This is a genomic window from Sphingopyxis sp. OAS728 (genome assembly GCF_014873485.1).
Classification (GTDB): domain Bacteria; phylum Pseudomonadota; class Alphaproteobacteria; order Sphingomonadales; family Sphingomonadaceae; genus Sphingopyxis.
In genome coordinates this window covers 152,347-167,990 of sequence record NZ_JADBDT010000001.1, presented here as the reverse complement: position 1 = coordinate 167,990, position 15,644 = coordinate 152,347, and the positions used below count along the sequence as shown (strand labels likewise).

Genomic DNA, 15,644 nt, shown 5'->3' with positions numbered 1-15,644 from the left:
CTACCGTTCCCTGCCGTCCCCCATGCTACGGCGTGATGCCATTGCGTTCGTTTTGAAGTCGCTGCTCTATTCGATCAAGTTGGCCGACCAACTCATGAATCCGCATCTGGTCGAGCTTCTCGTGCAGCCGCATGATCTCAAGCTCTGCTCGCAAATTGATCTCGTAATCGAGCCCCGCCGCGATCCGGTCCTTTGCCGACGCGCGGTTCTGGCTCATCATGATGATCGGCGCCTGGATCGCCGCGAGCGTCGAAAGCATCAGGTTGAGGAAGATGAAGGGATAGGGATCGAACGCCATCCCCCAGCGCGCGAGCACGTCCGAATTGAGCAGCATCCAGCCGAGCAGCACCGCGGTGAAGGCAATGATAAAACCCCACGACCCGCCCACCGCCGCAACCCTGTCCGACAGGCGCGCGCCGAAACTCGCCTCGGCATCGTCGAGGTCGGCGGCGTCGCGGCTGATCAGGCGGCGTTCGGCGATCGCGTCGAGCACGCGCAGTTCGTCGGCATCTAGCTCGTCGAGCGGCCGCCCGAGCAGGCGCAGCGACAGGTCGGCGGTTGTCGTCTTGTCGTGCATGATGTCACCCCATCCAGCGCCAGATACCGGCAACCATATAACCGAGCGCGCCATGCGCCCAAGTCGCGATTAACCAGAGGACGATCCCACCGAACAGCGCATGCGGCCGCGGGATAGTCTCGCCCCACGGTGCACTGCCGCCAACCTGCCTCGCATAGGGCAGGAAGCTCGTCCGCGCCGCCCAGCCGCGCCAGGCATCGCCCATCAGCCGCGCCTTCTTCGCATCCTGCCCCGCCGATCCGACGAGCGCGAGAAAGATGATCGTTGCCGACAGGACGATCTGCCCGGCAGTCGGCATTACCAGCACATGCGCGAACGCCCACAGGGCAAAGCCCCACATCATCGGATGCCGCGTGATCGCGAACACCCCGCGCGGCGGCGCCTGCGCGGCCTTGGCGGCGCCCGGCGCGGGCATCGCCGGATTGCCGATCAGCGACCCCATGAACAATATGCTGGCGAACAGCACGATCAGCGACGCCAAGATCCACAGTGGGTCGTCGACCGCCCACAAAGGCGGCTCGGGCGGCATCCCGCGCCACGCCTGCACGATCATGATGAAGGTCGCGATCGCGACGACCGAATAGACGATCTGGAACCCCCGCTCGCCCATCCGCCCCGCGAGCCCGTCGCGGAGCGGATGCGACAAAGCGAGATGCGAGCCGACGAACAGGACGCACGTCGTGATCAAAAGCGACATCGGTTGCATGGAGCCTCTCCCTCTCCCCTTTGCCGCTTCGGATCAGGTGCGGCCCTACCTGTCGTAAGCCTTGGGCAAAGCCCCTTCCTGCGGTGTCGCGTAACGCTCGCGCAGGCGATCCTGCCGCGTCGTCAGCGACTGCGCCTTGCCGTCGATCCACACCGCCGTCGGCCGGCTACCGAGTTCGAGCGGGTCATTGTCCCAGATCACGATGTCGCCGGCGCGGCCCGGACGCAGCGAACCGATGCTGCCCTCCATGCCGACGGCGCGCGCGGGGACGCTGCTGATCGACGCGAACGCCTGATCCCATGTCATCCCGCTCGCGCCCGGGAGGCGCGCGAGCCCGACGAGGTTGCCCGCATATTGCGTCGCATAGCCCATCTTGTGCGCGTCATCGTCGTCGAACACGCCGACCGAGACGTCGACGCCCGCGGCCTTTAGGCGTCCGGCGTTCGACTGCGTCGCACCCAGCTGTTCGAAGCTCGACGGCAGATCGGTGAGCGGCGACACGAGCACCGGCACCTTCGCCGCCGCAAGTTCGCGCGCGACGAGCCAGCCTTCGGTGACGCCGACGAGCACGAGCTTCAGCGCCGGAAATTCCTGCCGCAGCTTCAGTACATTGACGATGTCGGCGGCGCGGTCGACGCGAACGAACAAAGGCGTCGTCCCGTCGATCACGCGCACCAGCGCATCGGCATCGGCGCGCTGGATCAGCGCGTCGCTGCTCCATTCGGCGAGCGTCGCGGGGTTGCGCGCATAGCTGCGCGCCGCGAGCAATTGTTCGCGGAACAACAGGAAAGTCGCGGCGCGGCTTCCGCCCGCCTTGGCCGAGCCATCCTCACCGAACGCGACATATTGCAGCGCGCGCGGCTTGGTCACCATGTCCATATCGTCGGCGAGGTCGACGACCGCGCCCTGTCCGGCGAACAGGCTGCCGCTGCCACCCGGCGCGACGATCGCGCGCGTCACGCCCGAGGCGCGGTTAACCGCGACCGGCGAACCCATGGGGTTGAGCGCCGGCGCGATATCGAGCGCGGCGGAGAAACGCGACTTGCTCGCCGAGCGGTCGTTGGTGCCGGTGACGGCATCGACTTCGGTCAGCCCGACGCGGCTGAACGCCGCGACGATACCCGGCGTGACATAGCGCCCCTGTGCATCGACGCGTTCGATGCCCGCGGGCACCGCAACGCCGGCGCCCGCCGCGACAACCTTGCCGCCGCGCACCACGACGGTGCCGCCCTCGACCGGCGCGCTGCCGTCGCCGATAACGAGCTTTGCGTTGACGATCGCCACATCCTGCGCCGCGGCCGGAAGTGCGACGATAGCTGCGGCGGAGAGAAGGAGAGTGCGGATCATTTCACGTCTCCTTCGCCCGGCTGGCCCAGTTCGAAATCGCTTACCGGACGCCGCTTCGGATCCATCGCATCGAACATCAATGCGCCGTCGATCCACACTTTTTCGGGGCGCGTATAGGCGCTGAACGGATTGCCGTTCCACAGCACGACGTCGGCCATCTTGCCGGGCTTCAGGCTGCCGGTCCGGTCGGCGATCCCCAGCGCCTTCGCCGGGTTATACGACAGCCAGGTCCACGCCTGCTCGTCGCTGACATCGATGCCGATGCGGCGGCCGGCAGCGCGCGCTTTCGCGGCCTCCTGGTTCAAGCGCTGGATCTGGTTCGCATCGTCTGAATGGACGATCGTGCACGCGCCGGCCTTATAGACCAGCGGGATATTCTCGTTCACCGAGTCATAGGCTTCCATCTTGAAGCCCCACCAGTCGGCCCACATCGCCGAACATATACCTTCCTTCGCAAGGATATCGGCGATCTTGTAGCTTTCGACCGCGTGGTGGAAGGTTGAGACCTTGTAGCCGAATTCCTTCGACATATCGATCACCAGCGCCATTTCATCGGCGCGGTAGCAATGGTTGTGGACGAGGATTTCGCCCGACAGCACACCCGCGAGCGTTTCCATCGCAAGGTCGCGGTCGACGGCCTTTCCGTCGTCCACCTTCTTCTTGTACGCCGCAGCCTTCTGCCACGTCGCGCGGTTCACCGCGAAATTACCCATGCGGGTCGAGGGCATCCGCCCCTTGCCGCCATAGACGCGCTTCGGATTCTCGCCGCACGCCATTTTCAGGCCATAGGGCGCACCGGGGAATTTCATCCCCTGCACCGTCCGCGACGGGACGTTCTTGAGCGTGATCGAGCGACCGCCCATCAGGTTCGCGCTGCCCGGCAGGATCTGCAGGCTGGTCACGCCGCCATTGGCGAGCGCGCGGCTGAAACCCGGATCCTGCGGCCAGACACTATGTTCGGACCAGACTTCGGGGGTGGTCGGCGCGGTCGCTTCGTTCCCGTCCGAATGCGCCTCGACGCTGGGCGAGGGATAGTCGCCAAGGTGGCTGTGAATGTCGATCACGCCGGGGGTGAGGAACTTGCCCGTCCCGTCTATGACATCGGCGTCGGTCGGCAGTTCCATGTCGGGACCGCCGATCCGGTCGACCTTGCCGCTCGTCATCACGATCGAGCCATTGTCGATCCGCCCACCCTCGCCGTCGAAGATGGTGACACCCTTCACCACCGTCAGGCGGGTCGGATATCCCTTGTACGTCGAGGGATAGGGATCCTTGTTGAACTTGACCGGCTTCTCGGCGGGCTTGTCGCTCGCCGAGGCCACCTCGCCGCCGCTCGCCGCGCAACCGACGAGCGCCAGCGACACCGCAGCCAGCAGGCTGCCCTTCACACCCCTGATCATGGATTACGCCCCCTTGGGTTCGGGATGGACGCCAGCCGCCTGCGGCTCGGCGAGTTCCTTTTGCCCCGCGACATCGTCGCGATCGCGCAGCGTGTCGAGATGCATCCAGCGCTTCACGATCGGGCTGAGCAACAGCACCACCACGCCGGCACCGATCGCGATCCAGCCGAACAGCTGATAGATGTCGAGCAGGCCCTGCTTGGTCATCTGGCCGTCGTGGCCGCCGGTGGCTTCGCCGATCTTGCCGGCCACGAAATTGCCGACCGCGGTCATATAGAACCAGGCGCCCATGATCAGCGACGCGAGGAAGCTCGGCGCCAGCCGGTTCATCGCGCTGAGCCCGACGGGCGAGAGACACAGTTCGCCGGTCGTCGCGAAGAAATAATAAGCGAAGACGAGGAAGACCGGCGTCATCGCGCCGACGCCATAGGCCTCGGCACCCCAGACAAGCACGAGGTTCGCAAGCCCCATCTGCGCGAGCGCGAGGCCGAACTTCGCCGGCGCCGACGGCTCGGCGCCGCGCTTGCCGAGCCACAGCCAGAGCGTGGCAAAGAGCGGCGCGACGAGGATGATGATGATCGGGTTGATCGACTGGAAGATGCCTGCCGGCACGCCGCCGCGATCGACGAAGCGGTCGGTGAACAGGTTCATCGAGCCGCCCGCCTGTTCGAACAGGCCCCAGAACAGCGGATTGAGGCTGATCAGGAACAGAATCGCGAACATGCGCTCGCGCGGTTCCTTCTCGAGCTTGAAGCTTTCGTAAAGCACATAGCCGAGCAGCGCGACGCCCGAGACGGCGAGCAGGCCCTGAATGACGTTCTGATATTGCACCAGCGCCCAGATCACCGCGACCGCGGCGAAACCGATGCCATAGATGGTCATTTCGCGCGAGCGGGCGAGCGGGGCCGGCGCCTCACCGGCACCGTTCAGCACGCCCTTGCCGAGCACGAAGACTATCAGGCCAGCGAGCATGCCGATGCCCGCGAGGCCGAAGCCGAAGCCCCAGCCGATCGTCTGGCCAAGATAGGCGACGAGGATGGTACCGAGCGCGGCGCCCGCGTTGATGCCCATGTAGAAGATCGTATAGGCGCTATCGCGGCGCGTATCGGTGAGCTTGTAGAGCTGGCCGACCATCACCGAGATATTGGCTTTCAAGAAGCCCGAGCCGACGATGATGAAGGCGAGCGCGGCCCAGAAGACGTTGATCGTCGGGTCATTCTGCCCGCCGACGCCCTCGACCGCCATCAGGCTGTGCCCCGCCGCGAGCAGCAGGCCGCCGAACAGCACGGCCTTGCGCTGGCCGAGATAACGGTCGGCGAGATAGCCGCCGAGCACCGGCGTGATGTAGACGAGGCTGGTGTACGCACCATAGATCAGGTTCGATTTGCTGTCGCTGAACAGCCAGTGCTGGGTCAGGTAGAAGATCAGGATCGCACGCATGCCGTAATAGGAGAAACGCTCCCACATTTCGGCGAAGAACAGCATGTAGAGGCCCTTGGGGTGCCCGGCGAATTCGGGCTTCCGGCTCGTCGCGATCAGCGCCCCGACGGTCAGGAATGCCCCCAGGAGGACCAGCGCGATAACCGCGATCCAGTCGCCCTCCTGCCAAAGGCCAATATCTTTCATCAAAGCGTCCCTTTTATCGATTATCTTGAGCGCGGCCGTCCGCCGCGCGAATGCGGCAACCTAGCGCTAAAATTGCGTATGGGAAGAATCTAATTGCGCCTGAAACCGTTTCGGGCGGGCCAAAAGCTGTTGCGAATCGTTCGCAACACTTGCACTGAGGTGCATAAAACGCCACATGGCGCGCATGTTCAACGACCGCTCCTCGCTCCTCGCCCATCTCGCCACGCGCCGTTCGGGCAAGGCCCGTGACATGATCGCCCCCGGCCCCGACGCCGCCACGCTCCACGACATCGTCGCGCTTGCGCTGCGCACCCCCGACCATGGCAAGCTCGCGCCATGGCGTATCGTCACCGTCGCCGATGACCAGCGCGAAGCCTTCGCGGCGCTGCTCAAAAAGGCGTGGGTCGCCGAAAATCCCGGCGCCGCGGGCATGGATCTCTCGGCGCTCGACCAGTTCGCGCATCAGGCGCCGACCCTGCTCGTCCTCCTCTCGACCCCCGTGCCGGGCGTCAAAATCCCCGTCTGGGAGCAACAGATGTCGGCGGGCGCGGTCGGCATGAACCTGCTCCATGCCGCACACGCGCATGGCTTCGTCGGCAGCTGGCTGACCGGCTGGGCCGCCTACAGCGCCGAAGTCGCTGCTGCCTTCGGCGCGGGCGAAGGCGACACGATCGTCGGCTATTTCTTCCTAGGCACCCCGGCACGCGAGCTCGATGAGCGGCCGCGACCCGAATATGACGATGTCGTGCGCGCTTGGGACATTTAGTTATACCAGGTGATACGAGTTTGAAATAATCCGAATTTGACTGTGCTGCTGTCTTATGGCATTAAGGCGGCATGCTCGATCAGTCCAAACCCGTGTACCAGCGTCTGCGCGATGTCATCGCCAACGCCATCCTCGACGGCCAGTTTCGCGACGGCGACATGTTGCCGTCTGTCCGATCGCTCGCGGCAGAGGAAGGCGCCAACCCGCTCACCGTGGCAAAGGCCTACCAGACCTTTCAGGACGAGGGGCTCGTCACGGTCAAGCGCGGCGTCGGAATGTTCGTCGCCGAAGGCGCGACCGAACGCCTCCGCGACCTGATGCGCGCCGACTTCCTTGCGAACGTCTGGCCGCCGGTCGCACAGCAGATGCGCCGCATCGGCCTCGATGCGCGAACCTTGCTCGACCTCACCGAAGCCTGACCGCTACCGCCCGATCTGCGCCGCCTTGTCGCGGAGGTCCGCGGCGGCCTGCTTACTGCCGCGCCGCTCCAGCAGGTCGGCGTAAAATCCCATAATCGCCGCGTTGAGCGGCTGTAGCCGGTAGGCGCGGTCGATCAGCGGCAGCGCACGATCGTCTTGGCCTTTCGCCGCCCACGCGCGCGCGAGTTCGCGCAGGATCACGGCATCGCGATTGCCGATTCGCCGCCGCACGCGCTCGAAATGCGCGATCGCCTGATCCCAATGTTCGATGTCCATCGCCAGATGCCCCGACAATCGGTCGGCGGCGATGCTCGACGGCTGGCTGCGCTGGAGCGCGAGGATCGCGGCGCCCGATCCCGCTGCATCGCCGGCGCGGAACAGCGCGTTGGCAAGCCGCAGCGTCGTACGCTCGCCCGCGTCGAGATCGCGCGCGGTACGATAGGCCTGCACCGCCAGATCGGTCCGCCCACCAGCCAGCGCCGCATCGCCGAGCAGGATATGCGCGTCGGCGACGCCGCGGTTCGCATCGCGCAGCCGCGTGGCACGTTCAATTGCCCTTGCGCTATTGCCGCTCGACAAGTCTGCCGAGATCGCAGGAATCGCATAGGCGGGATTGAGCGGCTCGGCGTCGGCCGCCATCGTCAACAGGCCATAATCATTGTCGGCGGCAAAGGGCACGGCTTCGCCGGGCGCCAGCGCTGCCGCGCGCGCCAGATAGTCCGCCGATTCGATCCGCCGGCCTTGTTCCGCCGCCGAACGCGCCGCGAGCAACAGCGACCAGCTGTCGGCGTCAGGACGCTGGACCACCGGCAGCAGCGCGTCGAGCGCGGCACCGGCGTCGCCATCGGCCCATTCGGCCGCCGCAAGAATGCGGCGCGCGGTGAAATTCTCGGGCTGCTCGGCCAGCAACCGGTCGGCCCAGCTCGCCGCGACCGCCTCGCCGCCGAGCTCGAGTTCGACGATCGCGCTGAGCAGCATGAACGACGGCTGTTCGTCGAGTTCGCCGCGCGTGCGCTGGAGCAGGCTTCGCGCGAGCACATAATTGTCGGCGCGCGCCGCAAGCACCGCCTGCAGGTAAAAGAGTCTCGGGTCGCGCGGGACGATCGTCGCGGCGCGACGCAGCGATGCGAGCATATCTTGATAGCGTCCCAGATCGCCAAGCGTCGCCGCCTGTTCGATCAGCGCGTCGGCATTATCGGGATCGGCCGCGAGCGCATCTCCATACCAATCGAGTGACGCTTTGAGCCCGTCCTCGGTCCGCACGAGATTCGCCTTGAACGCCAGCGCCGCGCCGTTCGTCTTGTCGAGCTCGATCGCAAAGTCGACCGCGTCGCGCGCACCGAGCGTGTCGGCATTGGCATCGCGAAAGCGTGCGACGTCGACCCACAGCGCCGACGAGCGCGGCAACTCATGCACCGCGCGGTCATAGGCCTCGCGCGCTGCGCCCAGGTCGCCGTTGCTCAAATGAACATCGCCCGCGACCCACGCCGCCTCGCCGATCATCTCGGGAATGATCGGGCCATCGTCGAGCGTCTGAAGCGCCCGGCTCCCCTCGCCCTGCATCGCATAGGCGCGCGCAAGCAACGGGCGCAGCGCGGCGTCGTTCGCCCCAGCTCCCAGCGCCCCCTTCACCGCTGACTCGGCGCCGACGCCGTCGCCAAGCTTGATCGCCACGCGCGCCAGCTCGACACGTTCGGCTATGGCCTTTGGGTTGTTCGCGATGGCATTCTGAAGCGCCACTCGGCGCTCCTCGAGCGCCTTGCGCGAAGCGGACGAAGCCCCATCGCCGCATGCTCCCAGCAGCAACGCCGCCAGCAGCAGCGCACTCGTCCAGACGCGCCCCAAATCCATTCAGGCGTGCATCCGATATTGCTTCAGCAGGTCGTACAGCGTCGGCCGGCTGATCCCGAGCAGCTTGGCCGCCGCGGAGATATTGCCCTCGCTCTGCGTCATCGCGCGGCGGATCGCGACGCGGTCGGCGGCTTCGCGCGCGCTGCGCAGGTTCAGCCACGCCTCCTCGCCCTCTTGCTCGCTGCCCGACATATCGAGGTCCTCGCGCATCACCAGCTTGCCGTCGGCCATGATAACGGCGCGCTTGATCCGGTTTTCCAGCTCGCGGACATTGCCCGGCCAGCGCCCCTCGTCGATCGCCTGCAGCGCGTCGGGCGCGAAGCCGCGCACCGCCGGGTTCATTTCGGGCGCATATTGATGAAGGAAGTGCCGCGCGAGCAGCACCGCGTCGCCCGGCCGTTCGGCAAGCGACGGGATCTTCACCACCATCTCGGCGAGACGGTAATAGAGATCGTCGCGAAAGCTCTGCTCGGCGATCATCGCATCGAGATCGCGGTGCGTCGCGCACACGATGCGGGTGTCGACCGCGATCGCCTTGCGCCCGCCGATGCGCTCGATCGTGCGCTCCTGCAAAAATCGCAACAGCTTGACCTGCAACGGCAATGGAATGTCCCCGACTTCGTCGAGGAAGAGCGTCCCACCATGCGCGAGCTCGATCTTGCCCTCGGTCGTTTTCACCGCCCCGGTGAACGCGCCCTTCTCGTGCCCGAACAATTCGCTTTCGAGCAGATTTTCGGGAATCGCCGCGCAGTTGATCGCGACGAACGCGCCATCACGCCGCGCGCTCGCTTCGTGCAGGCCGCGCGCGAGCAATTCCTTGCCCGTGCCGCTCGCGCCGAGCAGCATCACGCTGACATCGAGGTTCGCGACGCGCTCGATCGTCCGCGCGACCTTCTGCATCTCGGGCGCCCCGGTGATCATCCCGCCGAGCACGCGATTGTCGCTCGAACCCTGACTTGCGAGCCGCGCGTTCTCGACCTCGAGCTCGCGCACATGGAAAGCGCGGCGAACGATCAGCCCCAATTCGTCGATGTCGATCGGCTTCTGATAAAAGTCCCACGCCCCGCTCGCGATCGCCGTGAGCGCGCTCGCGCGTTCGCCATGCCCCGACACGACGATAACCTTGGTGTCGGGCTTCGCCTCGAGGATCGCTTTCAACGTCCGGAACCCTTCGCGCGTCCCGTCGGGATCGGGCGGCAGCCCGAGATCGAGCGTCACCACATCGGGTTCCTCGGCACGCAGCAATTCGATCGCCGCGTCATGGTCGCCCGCGACGAAGACCTGATAATCTTCATACGCCCATTTGAGCTGCGTCTGCAGCCCGGGGTCGTCCTCGACCACCAGCAATTTGCGCAAACTGGCCCCGCCCTCGGTCATTATTATCCTACTTTCACCACGCGGGGGTCGCCCCCGCTATCGCTGCGCGCATCGCCGAGCGGGAGCCACAGGGTAAAACTGCTCCCCTTGCCCGGTTCGCTCGCCACTTCGATCGCGCCGCCCAGGGCCTGCGCAATTTGCAGCGCCTCGAATGCCCCCAGCCCGAAGCCCGATTCCTTTGTCGACACGAAGGGTTTGAACAGTTCGTCGCGGATGAAGTCGCGCGTCATGCCGCACCCCTGGTCGATCACGTCGATCCGCACGCGCCCCTGCTCGGCGACCGCGACGACCTGCACCGGCGTTTCGGGCGCAGAGGCGTCGATCGCGTTGGAGACAAGGTGCTGGACGATCTGGCGGACGGCGCTCGCATCGGCCCACGCCGACAATCCCGCCTGGCAGCCCACGAACAGTGCGCGGCGCGGCCGCATCTCGGCCGCAATCTCGTTCAGCACCGGCTCGACCAAGGTGCGCCCGGCCTCCGCCGCGGGACCGCGTTCGCGTGGCGACAGGCGCACAAGCAGATCACTGAGGCGTCCCGCCGAAATCTTCAGCGTCTCGACCATGTCGGCGCGGAAATCCGCCTTGTCGGCGTGGCGCTCGGCGTTGCGCGCGAGCAGCCCGATCTGGCTCGCCAGATTCTTGATGTCGTGCATGATGAAGGCAAAGCGGCGGTTGAACTCGTCGAAGCGCCGCGCTTCGGACAGCGCCTGCTGGCTCTGTGATTCGGCCAGATAGCTTGCGGCCTGCTGCCCCGCGATGCGCAGCACGTCGAGATCCTCCCAGTCGAGCGCGCGCGACACCGCGGGGCGGTGCAGCACGACGATCGCGATCATCCGCTGGAAATGCAGCACCGGCACGAGGACCCACGCGCGGCTATCAGCCATCAACCATTCGGGGATCGCCAGATCCTCGCCCGGATGCCCGCGCCGTTCGGCATCGAGATCGACGATATGCTGCGTTTCCTGCAGCATGAAGGCCGAGCGCAGCGAGAGCGTAGCGTCCTCGCCCACGCTCTCGGGCCAACGCCATTGTTCGGCGATGCGAAAGCCGCCCGCCGCCGCCGGTGTCATCAGCAGCGCAGCCGGGCTGCCGGTGAGTTCGGCAAGCGCCTTGGCGACGCGGCGATACAGATTGCGGTCGTCCTCGCCCCCATCGCCCTTCTCGCCCTGCCCCAGCGTCGCGGTGAACCGCATCCACTCGGCGCGATAATCATAGCGATGCTCGAAGAAATGCTTGGAAATCATCACCGACAGCCACGCCCGCGACCGTGCAGAGGCGAGCATCAGCCCCCCGGCGCCCAGCACGACCAGCAGCGAAATCGCCTGCGCCAGCTCGGCATAATCGCCGCCGACGACGCGCGCGACGGCGCCGGTAAGCGCGATGACGATCAGATATGCGGCGGCGCCGAGCAGGATCAGCGTGCGCGTCGCGGCGGTACGCGACAGGCGCATCCGCTCACGCCCGACGTCCATCGCAGCGACGACATAAACGGGTAGCGTGAGCAGCACGATCGCCGGAAGCAGCGCGATCAGCGTCGACGCGTTTTTGCCGGTCAGCGCACCGATCAGCTGGACGTTGAGCTCATAGGCCCACAGCATCGCAAAGCCGCCCGCGACCGCCATCACCGGCATGCGCTGTCCCGCGCTTGCATGGCGAACCCCGCCGTCGATCATCAGCAGCCCGCCGATCGCGACGACCGCCGCCGCGAAACCCAGCGTCGGCGTCATCCACGCCTCGGCCGCCGCGCCCGCGCGCAAATGCGCCGCCGCTCCAAGCAGCAGCGTCAACACGCAGATCGTCGCGAGCATCCGCACGATCAGCCGCAGCGGCGGCGACATCGGCGCCCGCGGCGACCAGAATGTCGCCCCCAGCCAGAGGAGCATCGCGAGGTCGCGCACCGTCTGCACGACCAGCGATTGCGACGATCCGGGACCGTAGATGGTGAGGCCCGCGCACCATAAGCCGGTCGCCGCGGCCGTGGCGGCGAGCAAGCGCGGCGCCGGCATCAACGCCGCCATCCGCGCACGCGGCCGCATCAACAGCCACAGGGTGACGCCGGCAAAGCCCGCCAGTGCAAGGCTCGACAGGATATGGGACAGGCCGGTCAGCGCCGACACGGTTACCGTGCCCCCTCCGGCCACAGCACGACGCGTACCGTCTGAAGCAGGATCAACAGGTCGAGGAAGGGCGAGTAATTTTTGGCGTAATAGAGATCATATTCGAGCTTCACACGGGCGTCCTCGACCGACGCGCCATAAGGATAATTGATCTGCGCCCAGCCGGTCAGGCCCGGTTTCACCATATGGCGTTCGGCATAATAGGGCAGCTTCTTTTCGAGTTCCTCGACAAAGCTCGGCCGTTCGGGGCGTGGGCCGACAAAGCTCATGTCGCCTTTCAGCACACACCAGGTCTGCGGCAGTTCGTCGATGCGCAGCTTGCGGATCACGCGGCCGACACGGGTGACGCGCGGATCGTTCTCGGCCGCCCACACCGCCTTGCCCGCCGCTTCGGCATCGGTGCGCATCGACCGGATCTTGAAGATGTCATAAGGTTCGCCGAACAGGCCGACGCGCGGCTGGCGGTAAAAGACCGGCCCGCGGCTGTCGAGGATCACCGCAATCCCCGCGATGACAATCAGCGGCAGGCCGACTATCAGGACGATCAGGCTGGCGAGGATGTCGAACAGGCGTTTGCCGACCTTCGAAATACGCTGCCCGGCCGAAAAACCGTCCGAAAAGATCAGTCCGCTTGGATTGGTCGTCGCCAGATCGACGCGCCCCGTCTCGCGCTCGATGAAACTCGCAATGTCGTTGACATGGACCCCGGTCGTCTTGACGCGGAGCAGGTCGTTCAGCGGTAGCGCGTTGCGCCGCTCCTCCAACGCCAGCACCACCTCGCCCGCGCGCAGATCGACGACATGGTCCGACAAATTGGCGATCGCATCGCGCGGGACCGCTCCCGCCACCGTCTTTTCAGCCGCGCTCATCGCGATGAAGCCGACCATTTCGAGCCCGCTTCCCGGCGCTTCGGCCAAAGCAGCCAATCGTGCGGCGCGCGGCCCCGCGCCCAGCACCAAGATGCGGCGGCGAAACGCCTCGGTCCCCGACGATTGGGTCAGCACCAGGCGGATCACGAACAGCACCGCAATGGCAAAGATCATCGCGTAGAGGCTGTTCGCGCGCCAGAGCGTTGCGGTCGGCAACAGGAAACCGAGCACCGAGAGGAAGATCACCCCAAGCGAGATCGCCGCGAGCAAGCGTGCGGTGGCAAAGCGCATCGAGCGCAGCCCCTCGTTCCCGTACATGCCGGTCGCCATCATCGCGAGCGAGTTCGAGAGGCCAAAGGTCAAAAGGGGCAACCAGCGGTCGCCGAGCGACCCGGGATCGAACCCCGCCTGATGCGCATAAAGGTGCCACGCCCCCTCGGCCGAACCGAGCAGCGCGAAAAACTCGATCAACGCCAGCCAGACGACAGCGTGCGGAACATAATGTTTAAACAGCCGAAACATGGAAAATCGCCAAAGCCCTTTCGCCCGCGCGACTTTACTGCCGAGGCGTCAACTGTCGGTTAATTTTACACTCGCGCGATCGCCTAGGACAATCGACCCGCCGCATCAAACACTTGCGCCAACGGTGACTTGCTGCAACAGTACACCTATTGGGTGTGGGCCCGCCGCGCACGCCCGGACTTTTTTCCGGAGATAGCAAAATGTTAGACCGTCGCACCTTGCTTGCCGCCGCCGCGGCTTCGTCGATGCTGGCTGGCACCCGTTCGCCGGCGCGCGCGGCGCTCGCGGCCGCTCCCGACAGCGAAGGCGCGCGGTTGACCGCGATTTACGAGCGCGTCTACGACATGCTCGTCGATCAGGATCCCGAGTTCGCCACCTCGCTGGGGCTCGACAAGGGCGATCGCGCCGCCGCCAAGGCCAAACTCGCCGACCGGTCGCCCGCAGGGATCAAGAAGGGACACGATCTCTACCGCACCGGACTCAAGGAATTGAAAACGATCGACCCGAAGAAACTCTCGGGAATGGACCTCGTCAACTATGAGACGTTCCGCGGTCCGTGGGAAGATTATGTCAAGGCTTACGACAGTTTCAGCTACGGACTTCACAGCTGGCCTGAACCGCATCCGGTCACGCAGCTCAGCGGTACCTACCGCTCGATCCCCGATTTCCTCGTCAACCAGCACAGCATTGCCAACGCCGCCGATGCAGAGGCCTATCTTTCGCGCTGCGCCGATTTCGCGGTCCAGCTCGACAATGAGACGGGACGGATCAAGGCCGACCACGCTGCGGGCATCATCCCGCCCGATTTCGTCATCGACCGCACGCTCGCATTGTTCGACAAGATCTGGGCGCCCACGCCCGACGCGAACATCCTGACCACCAACCTCAAAACCAAGACCGCCGAGATACCCGGCGACTGGGCGAAACGCTGCGCCGCGATCGTCGAAGGCAAAATCTATCCCGCAATGCGCCGCCAGGCGGCCGAACTCACCGCCGTCCGCCCTCGCGCGACGCACGATGCCGGCGTGTGGCGGCTGCCCAAGGGCGATGAATATTACGCCTATGCGCTGCGCTTCGCGACGACGACGGGCATGTCGGCCGAGGAGGTGCACAAGCTCGGCCTCGACCGCATGGCCGCGCTCACCGCACGCGCCGATGCGATCTTCAAGGCGCAAGGCATGTCCAAAGGCACCGTCGCCGAACGCATGCGCGCGCTCGGCAAGGACCCACGTTTCCTTTATCCCAACACCGACAAGGGCAAGGCCGACCTGATCGCCAAATTGAACGAGCAGATCCAGGAAATGCAGCGCCGCCTGCCCGAAGCCTTTGGCCGCCTGCCGAAAGCCAAATGCGACATACGCCGCGTCCCGCCCGAGATCGAAGCCGGCGCACCCGGCGGCTATTACCAGATCCCCGCGCTCGACGGCTCGCGCCCCGGTGCTTATTATATCAACCTGCGCGATACTGCCGAAAATCCGTCGTGGACGCTGCCGACGCTGACCTATCACGAGGCGACCCCGGGCCATCACCACCAGATCGCGCTCGCGCAGGAGGCCGAGGGCATCCCGCGCCTCCGCCGTCTGCCCGCCTACTCGGTCTATACCGAGGGCTGGGGCCTCTATGCCGAGCAGCTCGCCGACGAGATGGGTGTCTACGCGAACGACCCGTGGGGCCAGCTCGGCTATCTGCAGTCCTATATGTTCCGCGCCGCGCGCCTCGTCGTCGACACCGGCCTCCATCACTATCGGTGGAGCCGCGAGAAGGCGATCGCCTATTACAACGACTCGCTCGGCACCCCCGAGGGGTCGAACGTCACCGAGATCGAGCGCTACTGCGTGTGGCCGGGTCAGGCGACGAGCTATATGGTCGGCCAGACGCGCTGGGTCGCGATCCGCGAAAAGGCGAAGGCCGCACTCGGCGACAAGTTTGACCTTCGCGGTTTCCACGACACCGCTTTGTCGGCTGGCGCAATGCCGATTTCGGTGCTGGAATCGGTGATCGACCGCTGGACGGCGGCGCAAAAGGCCTGACCCGAAACGAAAAGCCCTTCGCCAGCAAGGACAGGCG

Annotated in this window: 12 protein-coding genes; 3 read left to right on the top strand and 9 right to left on the bottom strand. The window is 65.7% G+C overall.

Annotated features, from left to right (window positions below; all coding sequences use genetic code 11):
- Window positions 1–25 precede the first annotated feature (25 nt).
- From GGC65_RS00805 to GGC65_RS00785, 5 genes are read right to left on the bottom strand one after another with little or no spacing between them, the layout of a single operon-like run.
- Window positions 26–577, bottom strand: a complete 552-nt coding sequence (locus GGC65_RS00805) for a DUF1003 domain-containing protein (protein ID WP_192645420.1) — start codon at window positions 575–577, stop codon at window positions 26–28.
- 4 nt (window positions 578–581) lie between these two features.
- Complete coding sequence (locus GGC65_RS00800) at window positions 582–1,283, bottom strand: NnrU family protein (RefSeq protein ID WP_192645419.1); 702 nt, start codon at window positions 1,281–1,283, stop codon at window positions 582–584.
- 45 nt (window positions 1,284–1,328) lie between these two features.
- On the bottom strand, window positions 1,329–2,630 hold the full coding sequence (locus GGC65_RS00795) for an amidohydrolase family protein (protein WP_192645418.1): 1,302 nt from the start codon (window positions 2,628–2,630) through the stop codon (window positions 1,329–1,331).
- Window positions 2,627–4,030, bottom strand: a complete 1,404-nt coding sequence (locus GGC65_RS00790) for an amidohydrolase (RefSeq protein WP_192645417.1) — start codon at window positions 4,028–4,030, stop codon at window positions 2,627–2,629. Before GGC65_RS00790 ends, GGC65_RS00795 begins: the two co-directional genes overlap by 4 nt.
- Before the next feature lie 3 nt (window positions 4,031–4,033).
- Window positions 4,034–5,656, bottom strand: coding sequence for a peptide MFS transporter (locus GGC65_RS00785; RefSeq protein ID WP_192645416.1), 1,623 nt, complete (start codon window positions 5,654–5,656; stop codon window positions 4,034–4,036).
- Between the two features lie 184 nt (window positions 5,657–5,840).
- On the opposite strand from GGC65_RS00785, the gene GGC65_RS00780 reads away from it, so the two are divergent.
- Together GGC65_RS00780 and GGC65_RS00775 are read left to right on the top strand one after the other, a co-directional pair.
- Window positions 5,841–6,422 (top strand): nitroreductase, encoded by a 582-nt coding sequence (locus GGC65_RS00780; RefSeq protein WP_192645415.1) that lies wholly within the window; start codon window positions 5,841–5,843, stop codon window positions 6,420–6,422.
- A 71-nt stretch (window positions 6,423–6,493) separates the two neighbouring features.
- Window positions 6,494–6,841, top strand: a complete 348-nt coding sequence (locus tag GGC65_RS00775) for a GntR family transcriptional regulator (protein ID WP_192645414.1) — start codon at window positions 6,494–6,496, stop codon at window positions 6,839–6,841.
- Between the two features lie 3 nt (window positions 6,842–6,844).
- Here the strand turns inward: GGC65_RS00775 and GGC65_RS00770 are convergent, their stop codons facing one another.
- Genes GGC65_RS00770 through GGC65_RS00755 form a run of 4 tightly spaced genes read right to left on the bottom strand, consistent with a single transcriptional unit; the run spans window position 6,845 to window position 13,577 of the window.
- Window positions 6,845–8,692, bottom strand: a complete 1,848-nt coding sequence (locus tag GGC65_RS00770; RefSeq protein ID WP_192645413.1) for a tetratricopeptide repeat protein — start codon at window positions 8,690–8,692, stop codon at window positions 6,845–6,847.
- Window positions 8,693–10,069, bottom strand: a complete 1,377-nt coding sequence (prsR, locus tag GGC65_RS00765) for a PEP-CTERM-box response regulator transcription factor (RefSeq protein ID WP_192645412.1) — start codon at window positions 10,067–10,069, stop codon at window positions 8,693–8,695.
- Window positions 10,070–10,071: 2 nt separating this feature from the next.
- Entirely contained in the window at window positions 10,072–12,186 is a 2,115-nt protein-coding gene (prsK, locus tag GGC65_RS00760; protein WP_192645411.1) for an XrtA/PEP-CTERM system histidine kinase PrsK, read from the bottom strand.
- A gap of 2 nt (window positions 12,187–12,188) precedes the next feature.
- A complete protein-coding gene (locus GGC65_RS00755; RefSeq protein WP_192645410.1) occupies window positions 12,189–13,577 on the bottom strand; it encodes a TIGR03013 family XrtA/PEP-CTERM system glycosyltransferase in 1,389 nt (462 codons plus the stop codon).
- 200 nt (window positions 13,578–13,777) lie between these two features.
- Here GGC65_RS00755 and GGC65_RS00750 point away from each other — a divergent pair, with 200 nt between their 5' ends.
- Entirely contained in the window at window positions 13,778–15,607 is a 1,830-nt protein-coding gene (locus GGC65_RS00750) for a DUF885 domain-containing protein (protein ID WP_192645409.1), read from the top strand.
- Window positions 15,608–15,644: the final 37 nt, after the last annotated feature.